Genomic DNA, 25,739 nt, shown 5'->3' on the forward strand with positions numbered 1-25,739 from the left:
TGCGATGCTCTGCTGATGACCACAGAACCGGACGCGGCGCGGCGAGCACGACGACACGTGGCACCGCCGTGCTGAACGTCCTGAACTGGCTCCGCACCCGCGACGCGGACCTGTCCGCGCTGCGCCGCGCCGGACGCGCCGCGATCGTCATGCCCGCCCTGTTCGCCCTGTGCGACAAGGTCGTCGGCAACCCGGCCATGGCCACCTTCGCCTCGTTCGGCGCGCTGTCCGGCCTGCTCTTCGTCGACTTCAGCGGCGCCATGGGCCAACGGCTCGCCGCGCAGACCGGTCTGGTGGCGGCGGGCGCGGTCCTGGTCACCGTCGGGACGCTCGCGTCGCGGACGGCGTGGCTGGCCGTCCTGGTCACCCTCGTCGTCGGCTTCCTCGTGCTGTTCGCCGGGGTCGTGAGCTCGGTGCTGGCCAGCGCCTCGACCGCGCTGCTGGTCGCCTTCGTGCTGCCGGTGACGCTGCCCGCCCCGGTGAGCGCGCTGCCCGACCGGCTCGCGGGCTGGCTGCTGGCCGGTGCGGCGTCGGTGATCGCCGTCGGCCTGCTGTGGCCCGCGCCCCGGCGCGAACCGCTGCGGCTGGCCACCGCCACGGCGTGCGCGCTGCTGGCCCGGCGGCTGCGCTCCGAGGTCGACTGCGTCCGCGGCGGCTTCGGACCGGTCGGCGCGGCCGAGTACCGGGCGCTGTCCGACGAGGCGGGCGCCGCCGTCGCCGCGCTGCGCACCTCGTTCTTCGGGACGCCGTACCGCCCCACGGGACTGTCCACGTCGGCGCGCACGCTGGTCCGGCTGGTCGACCAGGTGGTGTGGCTCGACGCGATCCTGGAGCGCATGCCGCTCGACGAGGAGCCCGGGCCGACGGACGCGGTCGTCTGCGACGTGAAGGTGGCCGCCGCGACCCTGCTCGAACACGGCGCGGCCAGCCTGGAGTCGGTCGCCGACAGCTCCGCGGAGCTGGAGCGCGACCTGCGGCGGCTGGAGGCCGCCCGCGAGGCGATGGAGACGGCCGTCACCGGCGATCTGCCGCTGCACCGGCCCCGGACGGCGAAGTCAGGCTCCGCCGACGCGCCGGGCCCGTCCGGCGCGCCCGACTCCCCTGCCGCCGACGACGCCGTGGCCGGAATCCTCGGCGCCCTCGAACCGAGCTTCCGCGCCCAGGAGATGAGCTTCGCGATCTCCGCCATGGCCACCAACATCGGCCTCACCGTCGCCGCCCTGCGCCGCGGCTGGTGGGACCACGTCCTGGGCCGCGGGCCCTCGGGCGTGCCGTCCTTCCTGTCGTCCGCGCAGGAACGCGCCGGGGCCCACGTCGAGCGCCACTCCGTCTGGCTGCACAACAGCGTCCGCGGCGCCATCGCGCTCGCCCTGGCCGTCCTGCTCGCCGAGTCGACCGGAGTCCAGCACTCGTTCTGGGTCGTCCTCGGCACCCTCGCGGTGCTGCGTTCCAACGCCCTGAGCACCGGCCAGAACGCGCTGCGCGGCCTGCTCGGCACGGGCGTCGGCTTCGTCATCGGCGGCGGCATCGTCTACGGCGTCGGCACCCACACCACCGCCCTGTGGCTGCTGCTGCCCTTCGCCGTGGCCTTCGCGGGACTCGCGCCCGCCGCCATCTCCTTCGCAGCCGGACAGGCCGGGTTCACCACCGTCCTGCTCATCCTCTACAACATCATCGAGCCCGCGGGCTGGCAGATCGGGCTCGTCCGCGTCGAGGACGTCGCCCTCGGCTGCGGGGTCTCCCTGGTGGCCGGGGCGCTGTTCTGGCCACGCGGGGCAGGACGCGCCCTCGGCCAGGCACTGGCCGACGCCTACGAGGAAGGCGCCCACTATCTGCGCGGCGCCATCCAGTACGGCGTCGCCCGCTGCGACGCCGCCGCCCCCGCGCCCGCCACCCCGCAGGACGAGCGGCGCCGGGCCGCCGCCGCCTCGCGCCGCCTCGACGACGCCTTCCGCGGCTTCCTCGCCGAGCGCGGCACCAAGCACATCCCGCTGGCCGACGTGACGACCCTCATCACCGGCGTCGCCGCACTGCGGCTCACCTCCGACGCGATCCTCGACCTGTGGGAGCGCGAGACCGTCACCTCGCAGGAGGACAGGACGGCGGCCCGCGGCGAGATCCTCTACGCGGGCACCTTGCTGGTCGACTGGTACGAGGCCGCCGCGCGGGCCCTCGCGGGCTCCGGCGCCGTCCCCGACCGTGCCGCCCGCGACGAGGGCGCGGACGGGCGGCTGCTCGCCGCCGTACGCCGCGACCTCACCGCCGACGACGGGCGCGGCACCTCCACCGCCGTCAAGATGATCTGGACCTTCGACCACATCGACGCGGCCCGCCGCCTCCAGGCGGGCATCCTGCGCCCGGCGCGGGCAGCCGCGACCCTGCGACAGGGCCGCGGCCCGTTCGGCCCGCGTCCGGCGCTGCGGGTCAGGTCGTCGCGGGCGTGAGGCTCAGGTCGAGCCGCTGCGGACCGCGGACGAACACCCCGCTGTCCGGGGCCGGCGTCCCGTCGGCGAAGCCCATCTCGGTGAAGGCGTCCAGGAGTTGGTTGGCGCCGACCTCCACCTCGGCCTTCGCCAGCAGCGCGCCCACGCAGAAGTGCCGCCCGAGCGCGAACGCCAGGTGGTCGGCGGCGGCGCTGAAGGCGTTCGCGGTGGTCAGGTCCGTGCGGTGGATGTCGAAGGTGTCGGGCCTGTCGTAATGCCGCTCGTCCCGGTTGGCCGCGCCGATCAGACAGGTGACCGTCGCGCCCGCCGGGATGGTGACGCCGTGGAGCGTGACGTCCTGGGCCGGCTGCCGCATGATCATCTGGAGCGGGGGAGTGAACCGCAGGGACTCCGCGAAGGCCGCCGCCACCAAGTCGCGGTCGGCCCGCACGGCCTCCAACTGCTCGGGGTTGGCCAGCAGATTGCGGAACATCCCGGAGATCGCCTTGTCGGTGGTCTCGCCGCCCGCGGACAGCAGCAGGCTCACGAACGAGGTGATGTCCTGGTCGGTCATCACCGTGCCGTCGATCTCCGCCGTGCACAGCGACGACAGCAGGTCCTCGCCCGGCTCGGCCCGCCGCCGGTGGACGACCGGCACCAGATACGCGGCCAGCTCCCGGCTCGCGCGCATCCCGGCCTCGGCTACCTCGGGGTCCTGCGCGAGATTGGCGAAGAAGCCGACCACGGCGGCGTACCAGGCGTGGAAGCGGTCGTGGTCGTCGCGGTCGAGCCCGAGCATGTCGACGATCACATTGACCGGGAAGCGGGTCGCGAACTGATCGACCAGGTCCGCCTGTTCGGCGTCACGGAAGGCGTCGATCAGATCGCGCGCGTTGCGCTCGATCACCGGCAGGAACCGCTCCCGTAACTCCCGGCCGCGGAAGGCCGGCGCCACCAGCGCCCGGTGGACGGAGTGCTCCCGCCCGCTCATCTGCACGATGGTCCGGCCGCCGTGCACCGGTTCGAGCTGCCAGGCGTAGTTGTCGGTGGTGAACACCGGGTCGCGGAAGGCCCGTTCGACGTCCTCGTACCGCGACAGCAGCCAACTGCCGGTGCCCTCGTGGAAGACGACGGGGTAGTGCTCCCGCAGGACGCGGTAGGCCGGATACGGGTCGGCGGCGAACTGCGGCGAGAGGATGTCGGGCGGTTGCGGTATGACGGTCACGATACGTCCTCTGCTTCCCTGCTCACGGGCGCGTACGGCATGCGGGCGGTCACGACGCTAGGGCACGGCGGGCAGCCGCACCTAGGCGCTTTCGCGCCCTGTGCGGACCTCTACACTCCTGGCCATGCTGCCTCTGGACGACCCCCGCTGGACCACGCTCGACCACCGCGACCGGTCGAACGGCAAGAGCGGTTCCGACGCCCCCTGCGTGCCCGACGAACTGCGCCACCTGCTCGACCACCCCGCCGACCGCGAACGCTTCGACGACCTGTGGCCGTACCTCTGCTCCGAGGGCACCGCCTGGCCCGCCGCGTACGCCGCCGTGCCGCACATCGTCGCCATCGCGCGCGGCCTTCCGGCGGCCGAGAGGGATGACTACCTGTACGTGATCGGGCTCGTCGCCATGTGCTCGGGCGAGTACGGGCAGGTCTGGGACGGCCTGCCCGACGACCTCGCGCAGGCTTACCGGCAGGCGCTCCCCGAGGCGCTGGCCCTGCTCGGGGAGACGCTGGTGGCGGGCGAGCACGACCAGGTCACCACGGGTTATCTGCTCGCGGCCACGGCCGCGCTCAAGGGACACGGCGAATACGCCGAAATCCTCAACGACCTCGATGTGTACGCCGAATGCCAGTCCTGCGGCGAGCCGATGCTCGAACTGCCCTGATCCGCGCCGACCGTATACGGCGCCGAACCGGTCAGACCGATTCGCCGAAGCCGGGAAGAATGGCGAGGCGCCGCACGGTCGCCTTCTTGGCGATCTCGATGCCGGGGGCGTAGGTGTCCGAGTTGTACCAGGCCCGCGCCTGCTCCACGCTGCTGAACGACAGCAGCGTCAGGCCCTTGGCGCCGTCCCACGTGCCCTCGACCGCCTCGGGCCTGGCGTTGATCATCAGGTACTCGCCGCCGAATTCGGCCACCGCCTTCTGGGCGATCTCCCGGTAGTCCGCCATGGCGGCCATGTCGGTCACTTGAATTTCCAGCAGGACGTACGCGGTCATCTGCGGTCTCCCCGAATTCGGCTGCGAAATACGTCACATGACGTGGAACGCTGTGGATCACATGTGATCCGGCGCTCAGCATGCCGAATTCGGGACGGCCGCGCAATGGTCCCAAAGTCCCCGTGCCGAGCGGGAATTGGCGTGACTGTCACGCTCCGGCCCGCGATTGGCTCACCGGCCCGCCGCGGTGAACCGCCAGTGGCCGGAACCGATCGCGTAGACCGCCTCCTCGCCGTCGCTGTGCAGCAGCCGAGCGCCGTGCGTGGCCTCGACCCGCGGATGCCGTGCGTCGGGCAGCGGCAGATGGACGGTCGCGGTCGAGCCGACCGGCACCGTGACGTCGAGCGTGGTCCGGCCGTTCGCGACGGTCCAGGAACTGGCGACCGTGCCGCGCGGGGTGGCGATCGAGGCCGCGGCGTGCCGCATCCCCGCAGGGATACGCGGCGCGACCGTCACCGTACGGTAGGCCGGCCCGGTCGGCTCGATGCCCGCCAACCGCGTGTAGAGCGAGGCGTTGACACCGGCGAACATCGCGTGGTCGTGGGTCTCCATGTTGGAGTAGTACGTCCACTGCTCCCACGAACTCGTCGCGCCCTGGCCGATCTCGTACCCGAAGCCGGGGTAGGTGTGCTGGTCCAGCACCGTCATCGCCACATCGATCCGGTCGATCGCGGCGAGCGCGTCCATCAGGTAGCGGGTGCCGAAGATGCCGGTGTCGAGGTGTCCGCCGTCCTTCTCGGTGATGGTGGCGACCAGTTGCCGTCCGACGGCCGCCACATGGGCCGCGGGCACCATGCCGAAGGCCAGCGGCAGCACGCTCGTGGTCTGCCGCCCGTCCCCGTAGGTGTCGCCCGCCGCGTTGAGGAACGCGGCGTTGAACGCGTCCTTGATGTCCCGCGCCAGCGTCCCGTAGCGGGCGGCGTCCGCGCTGTGGCCCAGCGCCGTCGCCGACTTGGCGACATCCACCGCCTGGAGGTAGGACAGCGCGGTGTTCACCACCGACACCTCGCTGGTGCAGGCGCCCGCGTTCGGCCCGCCGCGACCGCCGTTGGCGTTGGCGCCGCGGTCCGGCGGACACCAGTCGCCGAAGCCCCGGTCGCTCGGCCAGATGTGCCCCGGCACATCGGCGGCGTTCTTGTCGACGAACGCCTTCATCGCCGGATACGTGGCCGCCAGCGTCGCCAGGTCGCCGTACTGCTCGTACAGCGTCCACGCCAGCGTGATCTGGTTGCCGCCCATGTCGGGCTGCTGCGCGTTGCCCGCGTCGTTCGGCAGGGCCGTGCCGGGCGGCATGTCTTGGAGGTACTTGGCGTAGTAGCGGTCCATGCCGAACTCACGGGTGGACGCGTCGTGATACGCCTGCACGTCCATGCCGGGAGGAGTCCGCTCGTCGCGGACCGGATTGTCGGTCGGGACGCTCATCGAGTTGTTGAGGACGCTCCACCGGTTGTTCCGCCAGATCTGGTTCAGCAGCGCGTCGGAGGAGGAGAAGGTGCCCGTGGAGGCCACGTCGGCGTGCACCACGCGCGCGTCCAGGCTGCTCAGGGCCGGTCTGCCGGGGAAGCCGGTGACCTCGACATAGCGGAAGCCGTGGTAGGTGAAGCGCGGCTCGTACGTCTCCGCCGTACGGGCGCCCGCCAGAGTGTAGGAATCGGTGGACGCCGCCGACCTGTTGGTGGCCGTGTCCAGCGTCCCGTCCGCGCCGACCTCCTCCGCCGTCCGCATCCTCACGGTCGTCCCGGCGGGACCCGTCACCCGCAGCCGCTCCCAGCCCGCGATGTTCTGCCCGAAGTCGTAGACGTAGACGCCGGGCTGAGGCTGCGTCAGCTCCACCGCGCGGAGCGTGTCCGTCACCCTGACCGGCGGCATGGTGTCCGCGACGAGCTTGTCGGAGGGCGCCGCCACCGTCCGCACCGGCTGCCAGCCGGAGTCGTCGAACCCGGCGCGGTCCCACCCCGGCTTGTCCAGGCGGGCGTTGTAGCTCTCACCCGCGTAGAGGTCATTGGCGGTGACGGCGCCGGTCGACCACTTCCAGGAGTCGTCGCTGACGACGCTCTGCCGGGTGCCGTCGGAGTAGCGGACATCGAGCAGCACGACGGCCTGCTTGGGCCCGGTCCAGCGGAAGCCGTACGGGCTGAACCGCGGCCCGTATCCGTTGCCCAGCCAGAGGCCCACCGAGTTGGCGCCCTGCTTGAGGGAGCCGGTGATGTCGTACGTGGCGTACAGATCGCGCTGGTCGTACGGCGTGCTCGCCGGTGCGAGCACCCGGTCGCCGACCTTCGCGCCGTTCAGGTGCATCTCGTAGAAGCCGAGCCCGTAGACGTACGCCCGCGCCCTGGTGACCTTCTTCCGGCCGTCGAGGGTGAAGCCCTTGCGGAGCAGGGGCGCCGCGGGGTTCGGGTCGAGCAGAGTCGGGTCGCCCTTGGGTTCGAGCTGCCCGTCGGTGACCGCCGAGTCGGGGAAGGACGGGTCGGGCGAGGCGGAGAAGTCGTCGGAGAACAGCGTGGCCCCGTCCAGGCCGCGCACCACGAGGTTGTCGTACAGGGCGTCCTCGGCGACGTTGCCGGTGGTCGAGGTGCGGAAGCCCAGGGTGCCGGCGGTGAAGGTGGTGTCGGTCCGGGTGTCCACCCGCGTGCCGTCGACCGAGGTGGTGATCGTGGCGCCGTCCGCCCTGACGGTCAGGTGGTGGGGCGCTCCGGCGTTCGCCGTGGTGACCACCGGGCTGAGGTCGACCTCACCGAGGGTGGCGAAGGAGCCGTCCTTCTGGACGTGCGGGCGCAGCAGCACCTTGCCGGGCGTCGAGGCCGCGTTGATCTGCCACATGTAGTAGTCGCGGCTGTCCTTGACGCGGAACAGGACGCTCGCCGCGCCCGCCTTGATGGTGAAGTCCGTGTCCAGGGTGAAGTCCGACCAGGAGGCGGCGCCGCCGGTGTCCGGAGTGATCCACCGCGCGCCCTTCCAGTCCGCCGAGTTCAGCAGGCCCATCTCCCAGCGCCCGACCGGACTCCAGGCCGACGCCCGGCCGTAGGCGTCCCAGACCTGCACCTTCCAGTAGTAGGTGCGCGAGGACTCCAGCGCGGGACCGCCGTAGGGCACGCCGGTCGAGTCGTCCGTCGCCACCCGGCCGCTGTCCCAGACGTCCGCCTTCGGGGAGTTCAGCCGGGCCGGGTCGCTCGCCACCAGCACCCGATAGGCGCTCTGCCGCTGGCCGTTGGCCGCGGCGCGCAGTTTCCAGCCGAGCGCGGGACGCGGATCGTCGATGCCCAGCGGATCCGTCGTGGCGTCAGCGGTCAGCTCACCCACGGAGATTCCGCCGGACGCGGCCTGCGCGGCCGGGGGGTGACCGAAGGGCGCGCCGCCCAGGGACAGCGACGTCACCAGGACCGCGACGGCGATCCCGTACGACAGTTTTTCCCGCGCAAAACCGGACATCGGACTCCTTGCGGTGAGTGAAACGATTCACTCCATTGGGGCGTGAGAAACGTATGAGAACGCCCGGCGGGGCGTCAATACTTCTGACGCGGCCCGGTTGCGTGCAGCCGCCATCCGGGGGTGTGCGCCCGATCCATCGGATCGGACATCGTTGTCGACATTGAAAGACGTTTCAATATCCTGGTCTTGGGATTTCGGGTAATTCCGGGCGCATGCCTATTGACCGGCCGCTGAGATGGACTTAGGTTCTCCACGGCTCCTGTTGAATCGTTATATGGTCTGCCCCGCTTCGGATACGGCGCGTCCCCCGTGGCCCGCGCCCGGCGACCGGCCCCGCACCGCCCCTGTGAGGCGGGCCCGTTCGGCGCGACGACGGAATGAATCGATTGACCGGGCAGGCGGCGCCGCACCACGGCCGCGCACCGCGCGACGTACTCCAGAGGGGACACCGATGACCGCACACCCCGCAGCGCAGCCCGACGGCGGACGGCCCGCACGGGCCCGACCGGCCAGGCTCGTAAGGGCGTTGACCGCCGCCCTGCTGCTCACCTCGGCCACCGGACTGCTGCCCGCCGTCACCGGACAGGCCGCGGCCGACAGTGGCACGGCCGCCTGCCCCTGGCTGCACTCCAAGGCCGCCCCGGAACAGCGGGCCGCGCAGGTGCTCGCGCGGATGACCACCGACGAGAAGCTGTCGATGACCCACGGCAGCCAACTCCCCGGCTACGCGGGCGTGGTGGCCCCCCTGTCCCGGCTCTGCGTACCCGCGCTGAACCTCAACGACGGGGGAGCGGGCGTGGTGATGGGCGGCACGACAGCCATGCCCGCTCCGGTCGCCGCCGCCGCCACCTGGGACCCGGCCGTGGAGACCGCGTACGGACAGGTCGTCGGCGCCGAGGCGAAGACCAAGGGCGTCAGCGTCAACCTCGGACCCGATGTGAACCTGGAGCGCGACCCGCGCGGCGGACGCGTCTTCGAGATGGCCGGTGAAGATCCCTACCTGTCCGGCGCGATGGCCACCAAGTACGTCCAAGGCGTCCAGTCCCAGGGCGTGATGGCCGACCTCAAGCACCTCGCGGCCAACGACACCGAGCAGAACCGCAACAACGGAAACGCCATCGTCGACGAACGCACCCTCAACGAGATCTACTACCCGGCGTTCAAGCAGGCCGTCCAGCAGGGCGACGCCGCCTCCATCATGGCCGCCACCAGCCTGGTCAACGGCGTCCACTCCAACGAGGACGCGTATCTGCTGAACCGGACCGCCAAGCAGGACTGGGGCTTCGACGGATTCGTCGTCACCGACTGGGACGGCGCCCGCAGCACCGTCCGGGCCGCCAACGCCGGTCTCGACCTCACCATGCCCGCCCCCGGCAACTTCGGACAGCCGCTCGCCGACGCCGTCCGCTCCGGGCAGGTCGGCATGGCCGTGCTCAACGACAAGGTCGCCCGGCTGCTCACCGAGGAATTCGCCTACGGCCTCTTCGACACCGCACCGGGCTCGCCCTCCGCGACCGCGACCACCCCCGCGCACGTCGCCACCGCGCGCGACATCGCGGCGCAGGGCACCGTCCTGATGAAGAACGCGGGCCGGCTGCTCCCGCTCGACCCCGCCAGGACGCCCACGGTCGCCGTGATCGGCGCCGCCGCCAAGGACGCGCCGATCACCGGAGGCGGCGGCAGCTCGCACGTACCCGTGGACGCCTCGTCCGTCGTCACCGTCGCCGACGGCATCGCCCAACGGCTCGGGACGAAGGGCCGCGTCGACTACCTCGGCTCCTGGGCCGCCCGGGCGTCCTCCTCCGCCGGCCCCTCCGACCAACCGCACAACATGGTCGACGGCAACGCGGGCACCCGCTGGTCCAGCGGCACCCCGATGGCCGACGGCCAGTGGGTCAGCGTCGACATGGGCGCCTCGCACAGCGTCGACCGGGTCACCCTGGACGCGGGCAACAGCACCGACTACGCCCGCGGTTACCGCGTCCTGCTCTCCGCTGACGGCGCCACATGGGGCGACCCGGTCGCCGAGGGCGCCGGCACCGGACAGGTCGTCACCGCGACCTTCGCCGCCCGGCAGGCCCGCTACATCAGGATCGAACAGACCGGCACCGCCGACAGTTGGTGGTCGATCGCCGAACTGACCGCCTTCGGCGCGGACGGCACCGGCGCCCAGGTCGCCATCGGCAGAACCGGAGTCGACGTCCCCGGCGTGACCGACAAGCTGCCGACCGTACCGGCCGCGACCTTCACCACCGCCGACGGCCGACCCGGCCTGACCACGCAGTACTTCAACAACCTCGACCTGTCCGGCACCCCCGCGCTCACCCGCGTCGAGCCGACCGTCGACGACCACTACACGGCCGCGCCCGGCCCCGGTGTCAACCCGGCCGGATTCTCCGTGCGGTGGAAGGGCTACCTGACGGCACCCGTCACCGGCACGTACACCTTCTCGATGGCCAACACCGGCGGCATCCGGATGACCCTCGACGGGCAGCCGGTCTTCCAGGACTGGGCGCAGTACGGCCCCGGCGTGTCCGCCATCCGCCTCAAGGGCGGCGTGCGGACCCCGATCACGGTCGAGAACTACCAGCCGGTCAACGGCCCCACGGGACCGGTCGCCGGGACGCCGACCAGCCCGCCGGGCAACGGCTCGGTCACCCTGGGCTGGCAGGTGCCCGACACCGCGGCCATCGCCGCCGCGGCGGCCGCCGCGCGACAGGACAGCGTCGCCGTGGTCGTCGTCAACGACGACGAGAGCGAGGACGGCGACCGGCAGAATCTCACCCTGCCCGGCGCGCAGGACGACCTCGTCGCCGCCGTCGCCGCGGCCAACCCGCACACGATCGTCGTCCTCAACACCGGCGCGCCCGTGCTCATGCCGTGGCTCGACAAGGTCGACGGCGTCCTCGAGTCCTGGTACGGCGGCCAGCAGAACGGCGCCGCACTGGCCTCCGTCCTGTTCGGCGACGTCAACCCCTCGGGCAAGCTGCCCCAGACCTGGCCCGCGAGCACGGCGCAACTGCCGACCGCCGACCCGTCCCGCTACCCGGGCACCGTCGATGTGGCCACCAACACCACCGACTACCACTACAGCGAGGGACTCGAGGTCGGCTACCGCTGGTACGACGCCCACCACCTCACCCCGCTCTTCCCGTTCGGCTACGGTCTGACCTACTCGTCCTTCTCCTTCAGCGGGCTCACCGTCTCACCGGGCGTCACCGGCACGACCGGGCCGGTGAAGGTCTCCGCGACGGTGAAGAACACCGGCACCCGTACCGCCTCCGAGGTCGCCCAGCTCTACGTCGGCGACCCGGCGGGCGCGGGCGAACCCCCCAAGCAGCTCAAGGGATTCCAGCGCGTCACCCTCCGGGCCGGACAGTCGCAGCGCGTCACCTTCACCCTCGCGCCCGACGACCTGCGCACCTGGGACTCCAAAGCGCACGCCTGGACGACGATTCCGGGCACGTACCGGATCTACGTCGGTAACTCCTCGCGCGATCTGCCGCTGACCGGCGCCCACACCCTCACCACGACCACCGGCGCCCGTACCGTCACCGCGCAGGTCCCCGCCGCGCTCGACCCCGTCCACGGCAACGTGGTCACCACCACCCTCACCGCGGGCGGCACGCGCACGCTCCAGCACGTCCGGCTCGGCCTCGACGTACCCGCCGGATGGACCGTACGGGCCCTGACGCCCGCCACCTTCAACCGTGTCGACCCCCGCACCCGCCCGCGCACCTCATGGCTGGTGACCCCGCCCGCCGATGCGCAGAACCGCCTGTGGCGGCTCACCGCGACGGCCACGGCGACCGGCGGATTCAGTGTCTCCGGCGGCCAACAGGTCACCACCGCGCCGCTGGTGGCCGCGCGACTGACCTCCGCCACCGAGCTGGCACGCACCGGCACCGCGTTCCCCGCGACCCTCACCCTGCGCAACGCGACCGACCAGACCGTCACCGTCGCCGCCGACATCAAGGCGCCGACCGGCGTCACCGTCACACCGTCCCGGGCCGCGGTGACCCTGCGCCCCCGCGCCACCGCCACCACCAAGCTGACCGTCACCGTCGGCGCGAACGCCACCTCCGCGGCGCTCGACCTCACCGGCACCGTCACCGTGGCCCGCCACGACCACCCGCTCGACGGCGGATCGCTCGCACTGCCCCTGCTGTACGGATCACTCGCCGCCGCCTACGACAACACCGGGGTCGGCGACGAGACCGCCCCCGGCGGGGCCGACTTCGACGGCGCGGGATTCAGCTACTCCGCCCAGGCCCTCGCCGACGTCGGCGTCAAGCCGGGCCAGCTCGTCGCACACGGCCCGGCCACCTTCACCTGGCCGGACCCGGCACCGGGCGGCGCGGACAACGTGGTCGCGGCCGGACAGCACATCGCGGTGGACACGAGCGGATCCGCCCTGTGGTTCCTCGGCGCCGCGAACAACGGCAGCGGATCGGGCACCGGCACCCTCACGTACACCGACGGCAGCACCGCCCCGTTCACCCTCGCCCTCACCAACTGGACCCCGAGCACCCCGCTCCCCGAGGACGAACCCGTCGCCACCGCACCCCGCTGGAACCGTCCGCCGAACAGCGGCTATCCGGCCGACACCGCCGTCAGCCTGTACGCCACCAGGATCCCGCTGGCCGCGGGCAGGACGCTGGCGTACGTCACCCTGCCGACCACGGTCACCGGCGATCAGGCGGGCACCCGGCTGCACGTCTTCGGCCTGACCGTCACCTAGGACCGACAGGACCCGCCGGACCATGAGCGCCGTTCCCCGTCCACCCCTCCCGGGCGGGGAACGGTACCGCCGAGTGCCGTACACGCCGGGCCGGGCACGACTAAGGTGTGCCCGGCCCGCACCCGCCCGGCGGGCCGGATGTTCCTTGGGGGGACCGTCATGCGTATCTCACTGCGCGCCTCACTGCGCGCCACCTTATTGACCACCGCCGTCGCGCTCGGACTTGTGGCCGGGGGAGTCGCTCCCGCGCAAGCCGCGACCGGCTACGACCGGTGCCCGCAGGGCGCCCTGTGCCTGTTCGACCAGCCCGGCGGCCAGGGGACCATGACGTCCTACACGGCCGCGCAGCCGACCCTCGGCGCGTGGGACGACAAGGCGTCCTCGGTCTACAACCGCACCGGCTACCACGCCCTGTGCATGTACAGCCTGGCCGACTACCAGTACCTCGACGCCGTCCACGACGTCGAGGCCGACACCACCGGCACCGGCGACGACCGCTGGGAGCTGTCGCGGTTCACCAGCCCGGGCGCCACCCTCGACCACAACCTCAGCTCCTTCCGCTGGGCGCACACCCTGCGGGAGTGCCAGGGAGGCCCCGAGTACCTGCCGTGGTTCGCGCCGTACGGAGTCTTCAAACGCCCCGCCCAGCCGTTCGGCGATCTCAATGGCGACGGCCGCCAGGACCTGCTGCTGCGGACGTACTCCGGAAAGCTGTGGCGGCTGCCCGGCGACGGCACCGCGGGTCTTGAGGGGTCCGGCTGGAACTCCATGTCGGCGTTGACCCGGCACGGCGACCTCAACGGCGACGGCACGGAGGACCTGCTGGCCCGCGACACCACCGGCCGGCTGTGGATGTATCCGGGCACCGGCCGCGGCACCTTCGGCGCCCGGCTCCTGGTGGGCCCCGGCTGGAACACGATGACCGCCGTGACCGCCGCCGGAGACCTCGACGGCGACGGCAAGGGCGATCTGCTGGCCCGCGACACCACCGGCCAGTTGTGGATGTACCCCGGCCGGGGCGACGGCACCTTCGGCACCCGCCTGCTCGTCGGCCCCGGCTGGAACGTGATGGGCGCCTTCGCCGCCCCCGGTGACCTGACCGGCGACGGCCGCCCCGACCTCGTCGTGACCGAACTGTCCACGGGCAAGCTGTGGCTCTATCCGGGCGACGGACACGGCCGCCTCGGCGCCCGCGTCCTGGCGGGCACCGGCGGCTGGACGCCCTTCACCACGCTCCTCGGCATCGGCGACCTGACCGGTGATCTGCTGCCCGATCTCGTGGCCGCCACCACCGGGCAGATGCGCGTGTACTCGGCGGGGACGTCGGAGGGCGTCTTCGACACCGGGGCGCGCGTGAGCCTGTCCGAGGGCGACGCGCTGTTCTGAGCCCGCCGGGAGTCACCGGACGGGTGCGTCCGGCGGACGGCCCGCCAGGGAGTCGAGGAGGCTGCGCGCGGCGGTCGGTGCGCCGATCGCCGCGCTGGTCCGGTGACTCCCGGCGCGGACCGCTCAGCCGGAGGCGCGGACCCTGATCAGCGGCGCGTCCCGCGAGAACTCCCGGAATCCGACGCCGTAGTACAGGGCGCGCGCCGCCGGATAGCCCGGCGCGCCCAGGCAGGCGACGGTCGCGTGCGTGGCCCCGGCGGCCCGCGCGCGACGCATGCCGTGCAGGAGCATCGCCCTGGCCAGCCCCAGACGCCGGTAGTCCGGATGGGTGCCGACCGGCTCGAACTCGACGGTCGCGTTCGCCTCGTCGAACCACATGATGGTCGAGGACGCCATCGTCGCGTCCGGCGCCTCCACCAGAAGGTGCAGATCCGCGCGGTAGCCCGTCGCCCGCCGGACACCCTCATAGCTCTCGGCCGTGTACGTCGAGGGCGCCCACGCGTCCACATGGGCCCGGACCGCGGCCTGCGGTCCCGCCTCCTCGGCGGTGCGGAACCGGAATCCGTCCGGCAGCAGCGGCTCCTCGACGTCGGTCAGCTCCCGCTCGTTGAGCTGCGTCCAGGACCCCTTCTCGCCGAGCGAGGCCGGATCGGGCTCGTAGCCGTGCGCCGCCCACCGCGCCAGGCCGAACGTGTCGGCGCCGCTCGGCACCACCGTCCGCTCGACGTCCGGCGTCGTGGCGTGGAACCAGTCGATCACCTCGTCGACCAGTCCCGCGTGGTCGGGGTGGACCTGATACGCCAGATAGGCGCCGGTCGCATCCCGCACAGAACCGTCGCTGCGCCGCAGCCGGTGCGGAAGCTGGGCCCAGCCCCACGCGACCGGCTCCCCGCCGGAGAACCACAGCCGCCGCGGCCAGTTCGCGCCGCCGGCGGCGTGCCCCTTGCCCCAGTTCCACGCCAGCTCGCCGTACGACGCGTCGGTGTTCACCAGGTCAGGGCGCACAGCGGTGACGCGCTGCGCCATGTCCTGCATGAGCTGTACGTCCGCGGCGGTCAGCAGCTCGAAGTCGGTCATGGTCCGCCACAGTGTCAGGACTCGGCGGAGCCGTCGAACGGTTTTCCGGGCCCACCGGTCGCGGCGGCCGAGAACACGGGCGGGCGTGTCGTCACCGATCTCGGGTGCGGCAGAGCCGGATCGGGCTCAGCCCTCACCGGGGCGCGGGGCGTCCGACTCGGCGGGGAAGCAGTCCAGCCGGGCGGCGGCCAGTTCCTGGAGTGTGCCGCCCGCCGTCAGCCAGCCGAGCAGGCACGACGGCAGTAACCAGGGCCGCAGCGACGTCGTCACCGGTACGAAGGTGATCTGCCGGTCCGTGGTGTCGAGCACCGCCCAACCGCCGTCCCTGACCAAGGGAACGGCCGCTATCCGGCAGGTGTCGTGCGCCGCGGTGACGGCCAGCAGCCAGCGGCTCGCGTCGCCTGCCGAGCGCGACCTGCTCCCGTAGAGCACATCGGCGAGCTGCCGCCACTTCGGCGCCTCGTGGGTGTCCGCGTCGACCACGAAGTGCTCGTCCAGGACGCGGTGTTCACCCGGCAGGGCCGCGCCGGGCGCGGCCGACAGGACGGCCTGCCGCCCCGGCGTCCGTACGGCCAGCGAGAGCGCGGGCGCCGGTCGGTCGGCCACCGAGGCCGTGGGCATGTCCCTTTGCGTGACGGCGAGTTCGACGCCGAGGTCCATACCGAGTTCGACACTGACCAGACATCGGCCGCTCGGCGGCTGAGGTCCGTCCGCCCATGCCGCCGACCCGCTGTCCATCGCCATCCGGGCCGTCCTCCCCCCGCTCACCCGCTGGACCCGTCGGAACCGCTGGGTCCGCCGAGCCCCCGAGCCCTGAGCGCCTCCGGTACGGCTCTCACGAAGAGGCCGGGGACCGGGCCGTTCTGTGACTCGACAGGACATCAAACCGGCATTTCGCCCGCGTTACGATCAGCGAACAAGCGATGACGGATTCCCGTACCGGTCTGGCGCGTTGGGGATCGCCGCAGGCGCGCGCTCAGCGCTCCGCGCGGTCGAAGCGGCGGATGAAGCGGCGCTGCCACGGCGTCTCCACGGCGCGGTGGTGATAGTGCCGGCGGATGAAGGCGACGGCCTCGTCCGCCGGGACCCCGTCCAGAACGGCCATGCAGGCGAGGGCCGTTCCGGTGCGCCCGATGCCGCCGCCGCACGCGACCTCCACCCGCTCGTCCGCCGCCCGGGCCAGCGCCTCCTCGAAGGCCGCCCGCGCCTGTCGTCGATCGACGGGCAGCCGGAAATCCGGCCAGCGCACCCACCGCGCCTCCCACCGCGTCAACGGCGGCTCGCCGCCCAGCAGATAGACGCCGAAGGACGGCGTCGGGCCCGCCGGAAGCGGTCGGCGCAGACCGCGCCCGCGCACCAGCGCACCGGACGGAAACCGTACGATCCCGTCGCCCGACGGGTCCCAGCTCTCGGTCATCCCGGCACCCTACCGAGACCCGCCGGTCGCGACCCGTGCGCGGATCCCGCCGCCACACCGGGCGCGGCGAGCGCGCGCGGACAGGCGATCATGGCCGGTCTGTCCAGCCGCTCGGTCGACGCCCTGCTGATAGCGGGCGACCGCGACCTCATCGACCACCTCCCGCTGCTGGCGGAGGCGCGCTTTCCCGTCGTGCTCTGCGCCTGGGAGAACGCGGCCCCCGAGCTGTTCCCCGTCGTCACCATCGACGACGAGGACGCCGGTCACCTCGCGGGACGGCACCCGCGCGGCCTCGGCCACGAGCGGGTCGCCGTCGTCGCCAGCCCCGCGTACACCGTCCAGGTCGCGGGCTTCCGCCGCGCCTTCGCCGCCGACGGCCTCGCCGTACCCGACACCGCCGTCCTCCTCGCCCCGGAACCGACCCCCGAGGGCGGCTTCGCCGCCGCGCCCACGGCTCAGGAGTCGTCGCCGCCTCGGCCCCGGTGCTGACCGCCGTCGTCCGCGCCGTGCCCGCTCCCATGACCGTCGCCCGACCGGTCACCTCCGTGGTCGTCACCTCCGTGGTCGTCACCTCCGTGGTCGTCGGCTCCGGGGGAGCGGGTCGGGCTCGGGGTGCCCGCGCCGTGGTCGTCGGCTCCGGGGGAGCGGGTCGGGCGGGGAGTCGCCGCGCCCCGGCCGCCGCCACGGTGACCGTCCAGGCTGACGGTGCCGGAGGTCGCGTTCACCCTCAACTCGCGTAGCACGCCGTCCTTTCCGAGCACCCTGACCTCCCAGAAATCCGCGCCGGAACGCTCGACGGAGACGACCGTCCCCGGATACAGCGTGAGCGCGGCGGTCACGGCCTCGGCCGCCGTGAGGCCGGTGCTGCTGGGAGTCGGGGCGCCGGTGCGCGGGACGCCCGTCGGGGCACCGGTCGACGGCGTACGGCGGTCGCCGCCGTGGTCGTCGCCCGCGTCGTGCGGGGACGTGGCGCTCGGGACTGCCGTCGCACGGCCGCCGTGGTCGTCACCCGCGGCGAAGGCGGTGTAGCCGCCACCGGCGAGCAGGGCCGCCGCGGCGACGGCGGCGAGGGTGATGTCGCGCTTCATGAGGAGCCTCCCCGGCCGGGCTGTACCCGGCCTGTGTCGTTGCTGTGTCCGTGCCAACACGATGGCCGGAGCAAGCTGAAGGCAGCCTGAAGCGACCTGAAGATCGCTTCAGGTTCGATTTGGGAGGGTGGGCCCATGCGCTTGCTGATCGTGGAGGACGAGAAGAGACTCGCCGTCTCCCTGGCCAAGGGACTGACGGCCGAGGGCTTCGCCGTGGACGTCGTCCACGACGGGCTCTCGGGACTGCACCTGGCCGGAGACCGCGCCTACGACCTCGTCGTCCTCGACATCATGCTGCCCGGCATGAACGGCTACCGCGTGTGCGCCGCGCTGCGCGCCGCGGGCAACGACGTACCGATCCTGATGCTCACGGCCAAGGACGGCGAGTACGACGAGGCCGAGGGCCTGGACACCGGCGCGGACGACTATCTGACCAAGCCGTTCTCCTACGTCGTGCTCGTCGCACGGGTGAAGGCACTGCTGCGCCGCCGGGCCTCTCCCGGTGCCTCGCCGGTCCTGCGGGTCGGCGGCCTCGCCGTCGACACCTCCGCCCGGCGGGTATTCCGCGGCGAGGACGAAGTGGCGCTCACCGCCAAGGAGTTCGCGGTCCTCGAACAACTCGCCGTCCGGGCGGGCCAGGTGGTCGGCAAGCCGGAGATCCTGGAGCACGTCTGGGACTTCGCCTACGACGGCGACCCCAACATCATCGAGGTCTACATCAGCGCGCTGCGCCGCAAGCTGGGCGCAACCACCATCCAGACGGTACGCGGCGCGGGTTACCGCCTGGTCACGCCATGAGGCGCCGCCCGCTCGGCTCCGTGCAGGCCAAGACGGTGCTGGGCGCGACCGCCGTCGTGACCGTGGCGATGGTGGCCGCCGGGATCGCGGTCCTCCTCTCGCTCGGCGCCAACCTCACCGAGCAGGCCCAGAGCCAGGCCAACGACACCGCACGCCGCGTCGCCGTGACCGTCGCGACCCGCAAGGCGGACGCCGCGCTCTACTCAGGGCTCGCCCTCCCCGACGACGCGCCCGTCCAAGTGACCACCACCGACGGGCGGTTGCTCGCCGCGAGCAGGACCCTGGAGAAGATCAGCGGCACGGGCGTGCCGGACGTCAGGCCGCGTGGGTCTGCGCCCGAGCCGACACCCACCGTCAGTCCGACCTCGGCACCGACGCCGCCACCGACCGTGTCGCCGAGCGGGACCGCCGACGACCACGGCGGCGCAGGCGGCGGCCGTGGCCGGGGCAAGGGCGGGCGCGACGGCGACGCGCAGGAGACGACCCCCAGCGGCCGGGGGAGCGACGACCACGCCACGCCCACCGGCACCGCCGACCCCGTCGTCGGCGAGATCAGCGGCACCGTCCAAGAGGGCTCGGGACACGCCACGTTGGACGGCCGCGGCGCCGCCTACCGCTTCGCGACGGTCAAGGCCACCGACCTCGCGGGGCAGACGGTCCTGGTCCACGCGGGCGCCTCGCTCGCGGCGCGCGAGAGCGCCGTGCGCACCACCACCGTGGTCATGCTGGCGGGACTGCCCGTCCTGCTGGCGGTCGTCGGCGGCGTGACCTGGCTGGTCACCCGCCGCGCACTGGCCCCGGTCGCGGGCATCCGCCGCGAGATGGCCGCCATCACGGCCTCGGAAGACCTCTCCCGGCGCGTGCCGGAGCCCGCGGCGCACGACGAGGTGGCCCGGCTGGCCCGGACCACCAACGAAACGCTCACCGCCCTCGAAGCGTCCGTCGAACGGCAGCGCCGCTTCGTCGCCGACGCCTCGCACGAACTGCGCAGCCCGATCGCCTCCCTGCGCACGCAGCTCGAAGTGGGCTCCGCGCACCCGCAGTTGCTCGACGTCCCCGGCGCCGTCAAGGACACCGTGCGACTCCAGCAGCTCGCGGCCGACCTGCTGCTGCTCGCCCGCCTCGACGCGGGGGAGACCCCGACGCAACGGCCGGTCGATCTGGCCGCGTTGGTGCGCGAGGAGGCCGAGGGACGAGCCGCCGACCGTACGCCGGTCGCCGTCGACATCGGTCAGGACGCCGCCTTGAGAGCGGAAGTCAACGGGTCACGGGGCCAGTTGGCCCGGCTCGTGCGCAATCTGCTCGACAACGCCCAACGGCACGCGCGCACCGAGGTCACCGTGTCCGTACGCCGCGGGGACGGCCGGATCGTGCTCGCGGTCGCCGACGACGGCGCAGGCGTACCGGAGGCCGAGCGCGAGCGGATATTCGAGCGGTTCGTACGGCTCGACGAGGCCCGCAGCCGGGACGACGGCGGGGCCGGACTCGGCCTGGCCATCGCCCGCGACGTGGCGCACCGGCACGGCGGCACGCTCACCGTCGGCGCAGCGCCGAGCGGCGGCGCCCGCTTCGAACTCCGGCTGCCGGCCGCCGATGTGTGACCCCGTCAGTTCCAAGTTAGTTCCACGGCATGCGCGAGCGGTGATCCCAGTACGCGGCCGGTGTCTGCGCCAACTCGGTGACGAGGAGGCCGAGTTGCGCGTCGTCGAGGCGGACGTCGGTCGCGCGCAGATTCGAGGCCAGTTGGTACTCGGTCGCCGCTCCCGACAGCACCACGTCGACCCACGGCTGACGCAGCGCGGCGGCCAGCGCCAGAGCGTCGTAGGAGGCTCCCGTCGCCTCGGCGACCGGAGCCAGCACCGCGTCCAGTCGCGGGTCGCGTTCGGCGAGACGCCCGTTGGCGAGACCTTCCTTGATGATGACGGTACGACCCGCCTCGTGCGCCTCCGCCAAGGCGGGGCCCGCCGACGGCTCCAGGACATTCCAGGTGGACTGGACGCTGCCGAACACCGGACGCCCGTCGACGCCGACATCGAGAGCGGCGCGGATCGCGTCACCCTGCCGGGGCCCGCTGGTCGAGATGCCCACGGCCACCCCCTGATCGGCGAGCGCCACCAGCCGCCGGTGCAGGACGGGATCGGTGAGAGCCGGGCTGTCCGGTGTCACCGAATGCACCTGGTAGAGGTCGAGCCGGTCGCCGAACAGCCCGCGCGTCTCGGCGAGTTGACGGTCGTAGACCCCGACGCTGTGGTCCTTGACCTCATGGGTCTCCGCGTCGACCCGCCAGTCCGCCGTATAGGTGTAACCCCACTTGCTGCCGACCATGACCCCTGGCCGGTCACCGCCCGCGTCCAGCCACTCGGCCAGGAACTCCTCGGCCCGGCCGTACGAGCGCGCCGCGTCGAAGTAGCGCACGCCGTGCGCGTACGCGAAGTCCAGCACCTCGTGCGTCCGCCGACGCATCGCCGCCACGTCCCGGCCCGGCGGCAGATCCCGCTCCCGGCCGAGATTGATGTATCCGGGCCGCCCGAGAGCGGCCAGGCCGAGGCCGATCCGGTGGGGTACGTCGGCGAGCGACGGCGGCTGCGTGACCATGCGACGGCTCCTGACCGTGGGGCGACTGCGACTGCGACTGCGACTGCGACGACGAGGACGGCTGCGGCCGTACGGCGCGGGCGTACACCCGCGACATCCCGCCCACCCGCATGATCACCGTACGTCGCCCGCCGCCGCGCCCGTCACCCGCCGCACCGACCGGGCCCGCATCGGCCGTGCCCGCCCCGACCCGTACCGTCCTTGACCGGCCCGGACCGTACCGCCCCGGCGTACCGCCCTACGGCTTCGCCCCGTCCGACCAGCGGTAACACAGCTCCGGGCGGCCGACCTGCCCGTACTGCGGGCTGCGGACCGCGAGCCCGGTGTCGACCAGGTGCTCCAGATAGCGGCGGGCCGTGATGCGCGAGACCCCCGCCGCCTGGGCCGCCGAAGCCGCCGACAAGCCGCCGTCCGCCGCCGCCCGCAAGGCCGAGGTCACCGCTTCGAGGGTCGGACCGCTCAGCCCCTTCGGCAGCACGGTGGCCTGCGGACTGCGCAGCGCCCCCAGCACCCGGTCCACCTCGTCCTGCCCGGACGCCTCACCGCCCGCCGCGTCACTGCGGTAGCGCGCCCAGCGCTCCAGCCGGTCCCGCAGCGAGGGGAAGGTGAACGGCTTGAGCAGGTACTGCACGACCCCGAGCGAGACGGCCTGCCGTACGACCGCGAGATCCCGCGCCGAGGTCACCGCCACCACATCGGCGCTCTGCCCCGCGCTGCGCATCCGTCGTACCAGGTCGAGACCGTGGCCGTCGGGCAGATGGAGGTCGAGCAGCACCAGGTCCACCGGCTGCCGGTCCAGCAGGCGCAGGGCGGCGCCGCCGGTGTGGACGACGGCCGCCACCGCGAAGCCGGGCAGCCGCTCGACGTACATCCGGTGCGCGTCGGCCGCCACGGGATCGTCCTCGACGACCAGGACCCTGATCACGCGCGTGCCTCCTGCCCCAGCGGCAGCCGTACGGTGAACTCCGCGCCGCCGCCCTCGGCGCGGTCGAGGCCGACCGTGCCGCCCGCGCGGCGCGCGGCCTGCTCGACCAGGGCGAGGCCGAGACCGTGGCCCTCGCTCTTGGTGGTCCAGCCGCGCCGGAACACCTCGCGGATGGTGGCGGGGTCGACGCCGCGCCCGGAGTCGGTGACCTTCAGCAGCAGCTCGTCCTCCTCGACCTTGGCCCGTACGGTGACCGAAGGCCGGCCGCCGCCGCGGGCGGCGCCCTCGACGGCCGCGTCGATCGCGTTGTCTATCAGGTTTCCCAGCACGGTGACCAGGTCGCGGGCGGTGAGCGCGGGCGGCAGGACCCCGTCGTCGATCCGGCTGTCCTCGGTGACGGTCAACTCAACCCCGCGCTCGTGGCTCTCGGCGGCCTTGCCGAGCAGCAGCGCCGCGAGCACCGGTTCGCCGACCGCCGCCACCACCCGGTCGGTGAGCGCCTGGGCGAGTTCCAGCTCCGAGGTGGCGAAGTCCACCGCCTCCTGCGCGCGGCCCAGTTCGATCAGCGACACGACGGTGTGCAGCCGGTTGGACGACTCGTGGGCCTGGGAGCGCAGCGCCTCGGCGAAGCCGCGCACCGAGTCCAACTCCCCGGTCAGCGCCTGGAGATCGGTGTGGTCGCGCAGGGTGACCACGGTGCCGCGGCGCTCGCCGCCGCGTACCGGCGAGGTGTTCACGACCACGACCCGCTCGGACGTCAGGTGCACCTCGTCGACCCGCGGCTCGGCGGCCAGCAACGCGCCGGTCAGCGACACGGGCAGGCCGAGCGTGTCCACGTACCGGCCGACGACCTCCTGCTCGCCGAGGCTCAGCAGCTCGCGCGCCGCGTCGTTGCACAGCGCGACCCTGCGGTCGGCGTCGAGCAGGATCAGGCCCTCGCGCAGCGCGTGCAGCGTCGCCTGGTGATAGTCGTACATCCGGCTCAGCTCCGTCGCGGCCATCCCGTGGGTGTGCGTGCGCAGCCGTCGGTTGGCCGCATACGTGCCGAGGCCGCCGACGACGAGCGCGGCCAGCGCCACCGCGACCAGGGCGGTGAGCTGCTTGCGGACCTGCTGGCTGATGGTGTCGACCTTGATGCCGACGCTCACCAGCGCGACGATCCGGTCGCCGGAGCGGACCGGCGTCACGACGCGTACCGAGGCGCCGAGCGAACCGGTGTACGTCTCGGTGAACGTCTGCCCGCGCAGGGCGGGGCCGATGTGGCCGAGGAAGTGCTTTCCGATCAGCGACCTGTCGGGATGGGTCCAGCGGATGCCGTGGGTGTCCATGATCGTCACGAAGTCCACGCCCGCGTCCGCGGTGACGCGGTCGGCGTACGGCTGGAGGGCCGCGGTGGGATCGGCGGAGCGCGCCGCCCGCACCACGGTGTCGGAGTCCGCGACGGCGGTGGCCGCGGCGGAGACCCGGTCACGGGCCGCGTCCTCGGCCCGGCTGCCCGCGTTGAAGTACGCCAGCACGGCGCAGCCGCCGACCACCAGGGCCACGATCACCACCTGCACGGCGAAGAGCTGACCGGCCAGGCTGCGCGGCCGGGTCCGAGTGCGGCGGAAGCGGCTCAGTCCGGGCACGGTGAACCGCGCGGCCCTGGAACGCCGGGCCGTCGCGCGCTCGCCGGTCGGGGCACCCGGGCTCGTCGGCGTACCTGGACCCGTCTGCGTACCCGGGCTCGTCTGCGTACCCGGGTTCGTCGGGGCGGCCGGGCTCGCCGCGCCGGACTGGTGCGTCGGTCCGGCCGCCGTGCTCGACGTGGGGGGTATGGCGGCCATGCACAACAGTGTGCACGCCAACCCGCGAACTCAATGAACGCAAACGTGACCTGGCTCACGCCCCGAGCGCATAGTCACCGGGACCTGTCCGATCGCGGGCGCTCGGGACGGCGCCCGCGGACTGAGGGAGACGAAGATGTCAGCCCAGGCCCCCAGCGACGTCACGAGCCGTCGAGACCATACCCACTACCTCTACACCGCCGTCATCCTGGCGACGATCGCGGGCGCCGTGCTGGGCCTCCTCGCGCCCGGTGTGGCCGTCGAGCTGAAGCCGATCGGCACCGGCTTCGTCAATCTCATCAAGATGATGATCTCGCCCATCATCTTCTGCACACTCGTGCTCGGCATCGGATCCGTCCGCAACGCCGCCAAGGTCGGCAAGGTCGGCGGCCTCGCGCTCGGCTACTTCGTCACCATGTCGTTCGCCGCGCTCGCCGTCGGCCTGCTGGTCGGCAACATCCTGCACCCCGGCAGCGGGCTGCACCTGACCGAGGCGCTGAAGAACGCGGGCCAGGCCCAGGCCACCGACGCCCCCACCGAAGGCGTGGACTTCGTCCTCGGCATCATCCCGACCACCCTGGTCTCCGCCTTCACGCAAGGCCAGGTGCTGCAAACGCTGCTGGTGGCGCTGCTCGTCGGCTTCGCCCTCCAGGCCATGGGACCGGTCGGGGCGCCCGTGCTGCGCGGCGTCGGGCACATCCAGAAACTGGTCTTCCGCGTCCTGTCGATGATCATGTGGGCGGCCCCCGTCGGCGCGTTCGGCGCGATCGCCGCCGTCGTCGGCTCCGCGGGCGTGGACGCGCTCAAGGCGCTGGCCACGATCATGATCGGCTTCTACGTGACCTGCCTGATCTTCGTCGTGGCCGTCCTCGGCGCGGTGCTGTGGCTGTTCGCCAAGGTCAACCTCTTCCACCTGCTGCGCTACCTCGCCAGGGAGTTCCTGCTGATCGTCTCCACGTCGTCGTCGGAGTCGGCGCTGCCGCGGCTGATCGCCAAGATGGAACACCTCGGGGTGAGCCGGCCCGTCGTCGGCATCACGGTCCCGACCGGCTACTCCTTCAACCTCGACGGCACGATGATCTATCTGACGATGGCGTCGCTGTTCATCGCCGACGCGATGGACCAGCCGCTCTCCCTCGGCCAGCAGATCTCGCTGCTGCTGTTCATGATGATCGCCTCCAAGGGCGCCGCCGGGGTCTCGGGCTCCGGCATGGCCGTGCTCGCCAGCGGACTCCAGTCGCACCGTCCCGCGCTGGTCGACGGCATCGGTCTGATCGTCGGCATCGACCGCTTCATGAGCGAGGCCCGCGCCGTGACCAACTTCGCGGGCAACGCCGTCGCCACCGTCCTGATCGGCACCTGGACGAAGGAGTTCGACCGCGACCGCGCGCGGCGGGTCTTCGCGGGAGAGCTGCCCTTCGACGAGTCGACCCTGTCCGACGAGGGCGACGCCTCCGCGCCGTCGGCCATGCCCGGCCAGCCCGTTCCCGGCCGGCCCGCGCCTGATCAGTCCGCGCCCGATCGGTCCGCGCCCGAGGGAGCCCTGGTCAAGAAGGAGACCGCCGCCCTCTGACCTCCCGCGCCCTCCCGAACGGCCCCGTCGGAACTCCCCCTTCCGGCGGGGCCCGCGTGTGTGCCCGGCACCCCGGAACGCCCGCCACCGGATCAACTCCCTGACGCGTGGCCGGAAGTGATCCACCTTCAGCTCGGACCGTCCACTCTTTTTGTCATCCCTATAACAACTTTTAGCAATCTCTGTGAAATCTCTAGACCGACCCTTGGTGCGGTCCTAACGTTCCGTCACAACT

18 protein-coding genes are annotated in these 25,739 nt (G+C 72.6%); 8 read left to right on the forward strand and 10 right to left on the reverse strand.

Features of this window, described 5'->3' with window-relative positions:
* Positions 1-68: 68 nt before the first annotated feature.
* The gene (locus tag ACIO6U_RS20020; protein WP_401720785.1) at positions 69-2,444 is read left to right on the forward strand and encodes an FUSC family protein; all 2,376 of its coding nucleotides are present in this window, start codon (positions 69-71) and stop codon (positions 2,442-2,444) included.
* Here the strand turns inward: ACIO6U_RS20020 and ACIO6U_RS20025 are convergent.
* A complete protein-coding gene (locus tag ACIO6U_RS20025; protein WP_401720788.1) occupies positions 2,425-3,648 on the reverse strand; it encodes a cytochrome P450 in 1,224 nt (407 codons plus the stop codon). The genes ACIO6U_RS20020 and ACIO6U_RS20025 overlap by 20 nt on opposite strands.
* Before the next feature lie 124 nt (positions 3,649-3,772).
* On the opposite strand from ACIO6U_RS20025, the gene ACIO6U_RS20030 reads away from it, so the two are divergent.
* Positions 3,773-4,312 carry a hypothetical protein gene (locus ACIO6U_RS20030; RefSeq protein WP_401720791.1) on the forward strand — a complete coding sequence of 180 codons (540 nt, stop codon included), beginning with the start codon at positions 3,773-3,775 and terminating at the stop codon, positions 4,310-4,312.
* 31 nt (positions 4,313-4,343) lie between these two features.
* Here the strand turns inward: ACIO6U_RS20030 and ACIO6U_RS20035 are convergent, their stop codons facing one another.
* Positions 4,344-4,646: a DUF1330 domain-containing protein gene (locus tag ACIO6U_RS20035; RefSeq protein WP_391164326.1), complete on the reverse strand. Its 303-nt coding sequence runs from the start codon at positions 4,644-4,646 to the stop codon at positions 4,344-4,346.
* A 171-nt stretch (positions 4,647-4,817) separates the two neighbouring features.
* Positions 4,818-8,078 (reverse strand): family 78 glycoside hydrolase catalytic domain, encoded by a 3,261-nt coding sequence (locus ACIO6U_RS20040; protein ID WP_401720794.1) that lies wholly within the window; start codon positions 8,076-8,078, stop codon positions 4,818-4,820.
* Positions 8,079-8,529: 451 nt separating this feature from the next.
* Between ACIO6U_RS20040 and ACIO6U_RS20045 the strand changes: the two genes are divergently transcribed.
* Positions 8,530-12,819, forward strand: coding sequence for a glycoside hydrolase family 3 C-terminal domain-containing protein (locus tag ACIO6U_RS20045; protein ID WP_401720796.1), 4,290 nt, complete (start codon positions 8,530-8,532; stop codon positions 12,817-12,819).
* Positions 12,820-12,978: 159 nt separating this feature from the next.
* Positions 12,979-14,205, forward strand: a complete 1,227-nt coding sequence (locus tag ACIO6U_RS20050; RefSeq protein ID WP_401720799.1) for an FG-GAP-like repeat-containing protein — start codon at positions 12,979-12,981, stop codon at positions 14,203-14,205.
* Between the two features lie 123 nt (positions 14,206-14,328).
* On the opposite strand, the gene ACIO6U_RS20055 is transcribed toward ACIO6U_RS20050, so the two are convergent.
* The 3 genes from ACIO6U_RS20055 to ACIO6U_RS20065 all read right to left on the reverse strand — a co-directional run bounded on the left by ACIO6U_RS20055 (position 14,329) and on the right by ACIO6U_RS20065 (position 16,699).
* Positions 14,329-15,282: a GNAT family N-acetyltransferase gene (locus tag ACIO6U_RS20055; RefSeq protein ID WP_391051837.1), complete on the reverse strand. Its 954-nt coding sequence runs from the start codon at positions 15,280-15,282 to the stop codon at positions 14,329-14,331.
* A gap of 126 nt (positions 15,283-15,408) precedes the next feature.
* On the reverse strand, positions 15,409-16,026 hold the full coding sequence (locus tag ACIO6U_RS20060; protein ID WP_401720802.1) for a hypothetical protein: 618 nt from the start codon (positions 16,024-16,026) through the stop codon (positions 15,409-15,411).
* A gap of 232 nt (positions 16,027-16,258) precedes the next feature.
* On the reverse strand, positions 16,259-16,699 hold the full coding sequence (locus tag ACIO6U_RS20065) for a protein-tyrosine phosphatase family protein (RefSeq protein ID WP_401720805.1): 441 nt from the start codon (positions 16,697-16,699) through the stop codon (positions 16,259-16,261).
* Positions 16,700-16,789: 90 nt separating this feature from the next.
* Here ACIO6U_RS20065 and ACIO6U_RS20070 point away from each other — a divergent pair, with 90 nt between their 5' ends.
* Positions 16,790-17,188 (forward strand): hypothetical protein, encoded by a 399-nt coding sequence (locus ACIO6U_RS20070; protein ID WP_401720808.1) that lies wholly within the window; start codon positions 16,790-16,792, stop codon positions 17,186-17,188.
* Here ACIO6U_RS20070 and ACIO6U_RS20075 read toward each other — a convergent pair.
* The gene (locus tag ACIO6U_RS20075; protein ID WP_401720811.1) at positions 17,155-17,787 is read right to left on the reverse strand and encodes a PepSY domain-containing protein; all 633 of its coding nucleotides are present in this window, start codon (positions 17,785-17,787) and stop codon (positions 17,155-17,157) included. The two genes, ACIO6U_RS20070 and ACIO6U_RS20075, sit on opposite strands and share 34 nt — an antisense overlap.
* 135 nt (positions 17,788-17,922) lie before the next feature.
* Between ACIO6U_RS20075 and ACIO6U_RS20080 the strand changes: the two genes are divergently transcribed.
* Together ACIO6U_RS20080 and ACIO6U_RS20085 are read left to right on the forward strand one after the other, a co-directional pair.
* Complete coding sequence (locus ACIO6U_RS20080) at positions 17,923-18,585, forward strand: response regulator transcription factor (RefSeq protein WP_401720814.1); 663 nt, start codon at positions 17,923-17,925, stop codon at positions 18,583-18,585.
* The gene (locus ACIO6U_RS20085; RefSeq protein ID WP_391164320.1) at positions 18,582-20,186 is read left to right on the forward strand and encodes an ATP-binding protein; all 1,605 of its coding nucleotides are present in this window, start codon (positions 18,582-18,584) and stop codon (positions 20,184-20,186) included. The genes ACIO6U_RS20080 and ACIO6U_RS20085 overlap by 4 nt, the downstream gene beginning before the upstream one ends.
* A 16-nt stretch (positions 20,187-20,202) precedes the next feature.
* On the opposite strand, the gene ACIO6U_RS20090 is transcribed toward ACIO6U_RS20085, so the two are convergent.
* From ACIO6U_RS20090 to ACIO6U_RS20100, 3 genes are all read right to left on the reverse strand, one after another.
* Positions 20,203-21,180 (reverse strand): aldo/keto reductase, encoded by a 978-nt coding sequence (locus tag ACIO6U_RS20090; RefSeq protein ID WP_401720817.1) that lies wholly within the window; start codon positions 21,178-21,180, stop codon positions 20,203-20,205.
* A gap of 238 nt (positions 21,181-21,418) precedes the next feature.
* A complete protein-coding gene (locus ACIO6U_RS20095) occupies positions 21,419-22,105 on the reverse strand; it encodes a response regulator (RefSeq protein ID WP_391051816.1) in 687 nt (228 codons plus the stop codon).
* On the reverse strand, positions 22,102-23,931 hold the full coding sequence (locus tag ACIO6U_RS20100; RefSeq protein ID WP_401720820.1) for an ATP-binding protein: 1,830 nt from the start codon (positions 23,929-23,931) through the stop codon (positions 22,102-22,104). The genes ACIO6U_RS20095 and ACIO6U_RS20100 overlap by 4 nt, the downstream gene beginning before the upstream one ends.
* Positions 23,932-24,067: 136 nt before the next feature.
* Here ACIO6U_RS20100 and ACIO6U_RS20105 point away from each other — a divergent pair, with 136 nt between their 5' ends.
* Positions 24,068-25,504 carry a cation:dicarboxylate symporter family transporter gene (locus ACIO6U_RS20105; protein ID WP_401720823.1) on the forward strand — a complete coding sequence of 479 codons (1,437 nt, stop codon included), beginning with the start codon at positions 24,068-24,070 and terminating at the stop codon, positions 25,502-25,504.
* Positions 25,505-25,739 lie beyond the last annotated feature (235 nt).

The sequence above is a fragment of the Streptomyces sp. NPDC087422 genome (assembly GCF_044744145.1).
Classification (GTDB): domain Bacteria; phylum Actinomycetota; class Actinomycetes; order Streptomycetales; family Streptomycetaceae; genus Actinacidiphila.

Excerpts from the sequence above, each read along its gene's own strand:
- ACIO6U_RS20045 (WP_401720796.1), top strand. The coding sequence starts at position 8,530 with ATGACCGCACACCCCGCAGCGCAGCCCGACGGCGGACGGCCCGCACGG.
- ACIO6U_RS20100 (WP_401720820.1), bottom strand. The coding sequence starts at position 23,931 with ATGGCCGCCATACCCCCCACGTCGAGCACGGCGGCCGGACCGACGCAC.
- ACIO6U_RS20080 (WP_401720814.1), top strand. The coding sequence starts at position 17,923 with ATGCGCTTGCTGATCGTGGAGGACGAGAAGAGACTCGCCGTCTCCCTG.
- ACIO6U_RS20085 (WP_391164320.1), top strand. The coding sequence starts at position 18,582 with ATGAGGCGCCGCCCGCTCGGCTCCGTGCAGGCCAAGACGGTGCTGGGC.
- ACIO6U_RS20055 (WP_391051837.1), bottom strand. The coding sequence starts at position 15,282 with ATGACCGACTTCGAGCTGCTGACCGCCGCGGACGTACAGCTCATGCAG.
- ACIO6U_RS20050 (WP_401720799.1), top strand. The coding sequence starts at position 12,979 with ATGCGTATCTCACTGCGCGCCTCACTGCGCGCCACCTTATTGACCACC.
- ACIO6U_RS20075 (WP_401720811.1), bottom strand. The coding sequence starts at position 17,787 with ATGAAGCGCGACATCACCCTCGCCGCCGTCGCCGCGGCGGCCCTGCTC.
- ACIO6U_RS20030 (WP_401720791.1), top strand. The coding sequence starts at position 3,773 with ATGCTGCCTCTGGACGACCCCCGCTGGACCACGCTCGACCACCGCGAC.
- ACIO6U_RS20060 (WP_401720802.1), bottom strand. The coding sequence starts at position 16,026 with ATGGCGATGGACAGCGGGTCGGCGGCATGGGCGGACGGACCTCAGCCG.
- ACIO6U_RS20090 (WP_401720817.1), bottom strand. The coding sequence starts at position 21,180 with ATGGTCACGCAGCCGCCGTCGCTCGCCGACGTACCCCACCGGATCGGC.
- ACIO6U_RS20070 (WP_401720808.1), top strand. The coding sequence starts at position 16,790 with ATGGCCGGTCTGTCCAGCCGCTCGGTCGACGCCCTGCTGATAGCGGGC.
- ACIO6U_RS20065 (WP_401720805.1), bottom strand. The coding sequence starts at position 16,699 with ATGACCGAGAGCTGGGACCCGTCGGGCGACGGGATCGTACGGTTTCCG.
- ACIO6U_RS20035 (WP_391164326.1), bottom strand. The coding sequence starts at position 4,646 with ATGACCGCGTACGTCCTGCTGGAAATTCAAGTGACCGACATGGCCGCC.
- ACIO6U_RS20040 (WP_401720794.1), bottom strand. The coding sequence starts at position 8,078 with ATGTCCGGTTTTGCGCGGGAAAAACTGTCGTACGGGATCGCCGTCGCG.
- ACIO6U_RS20105 (WP_401720823.1), top strand. The coding sequence starts at position 24,068 with ATGTCAGCCCAGGCCCCCAGCGACGTCACGAGCCGTCGAGACCATACC.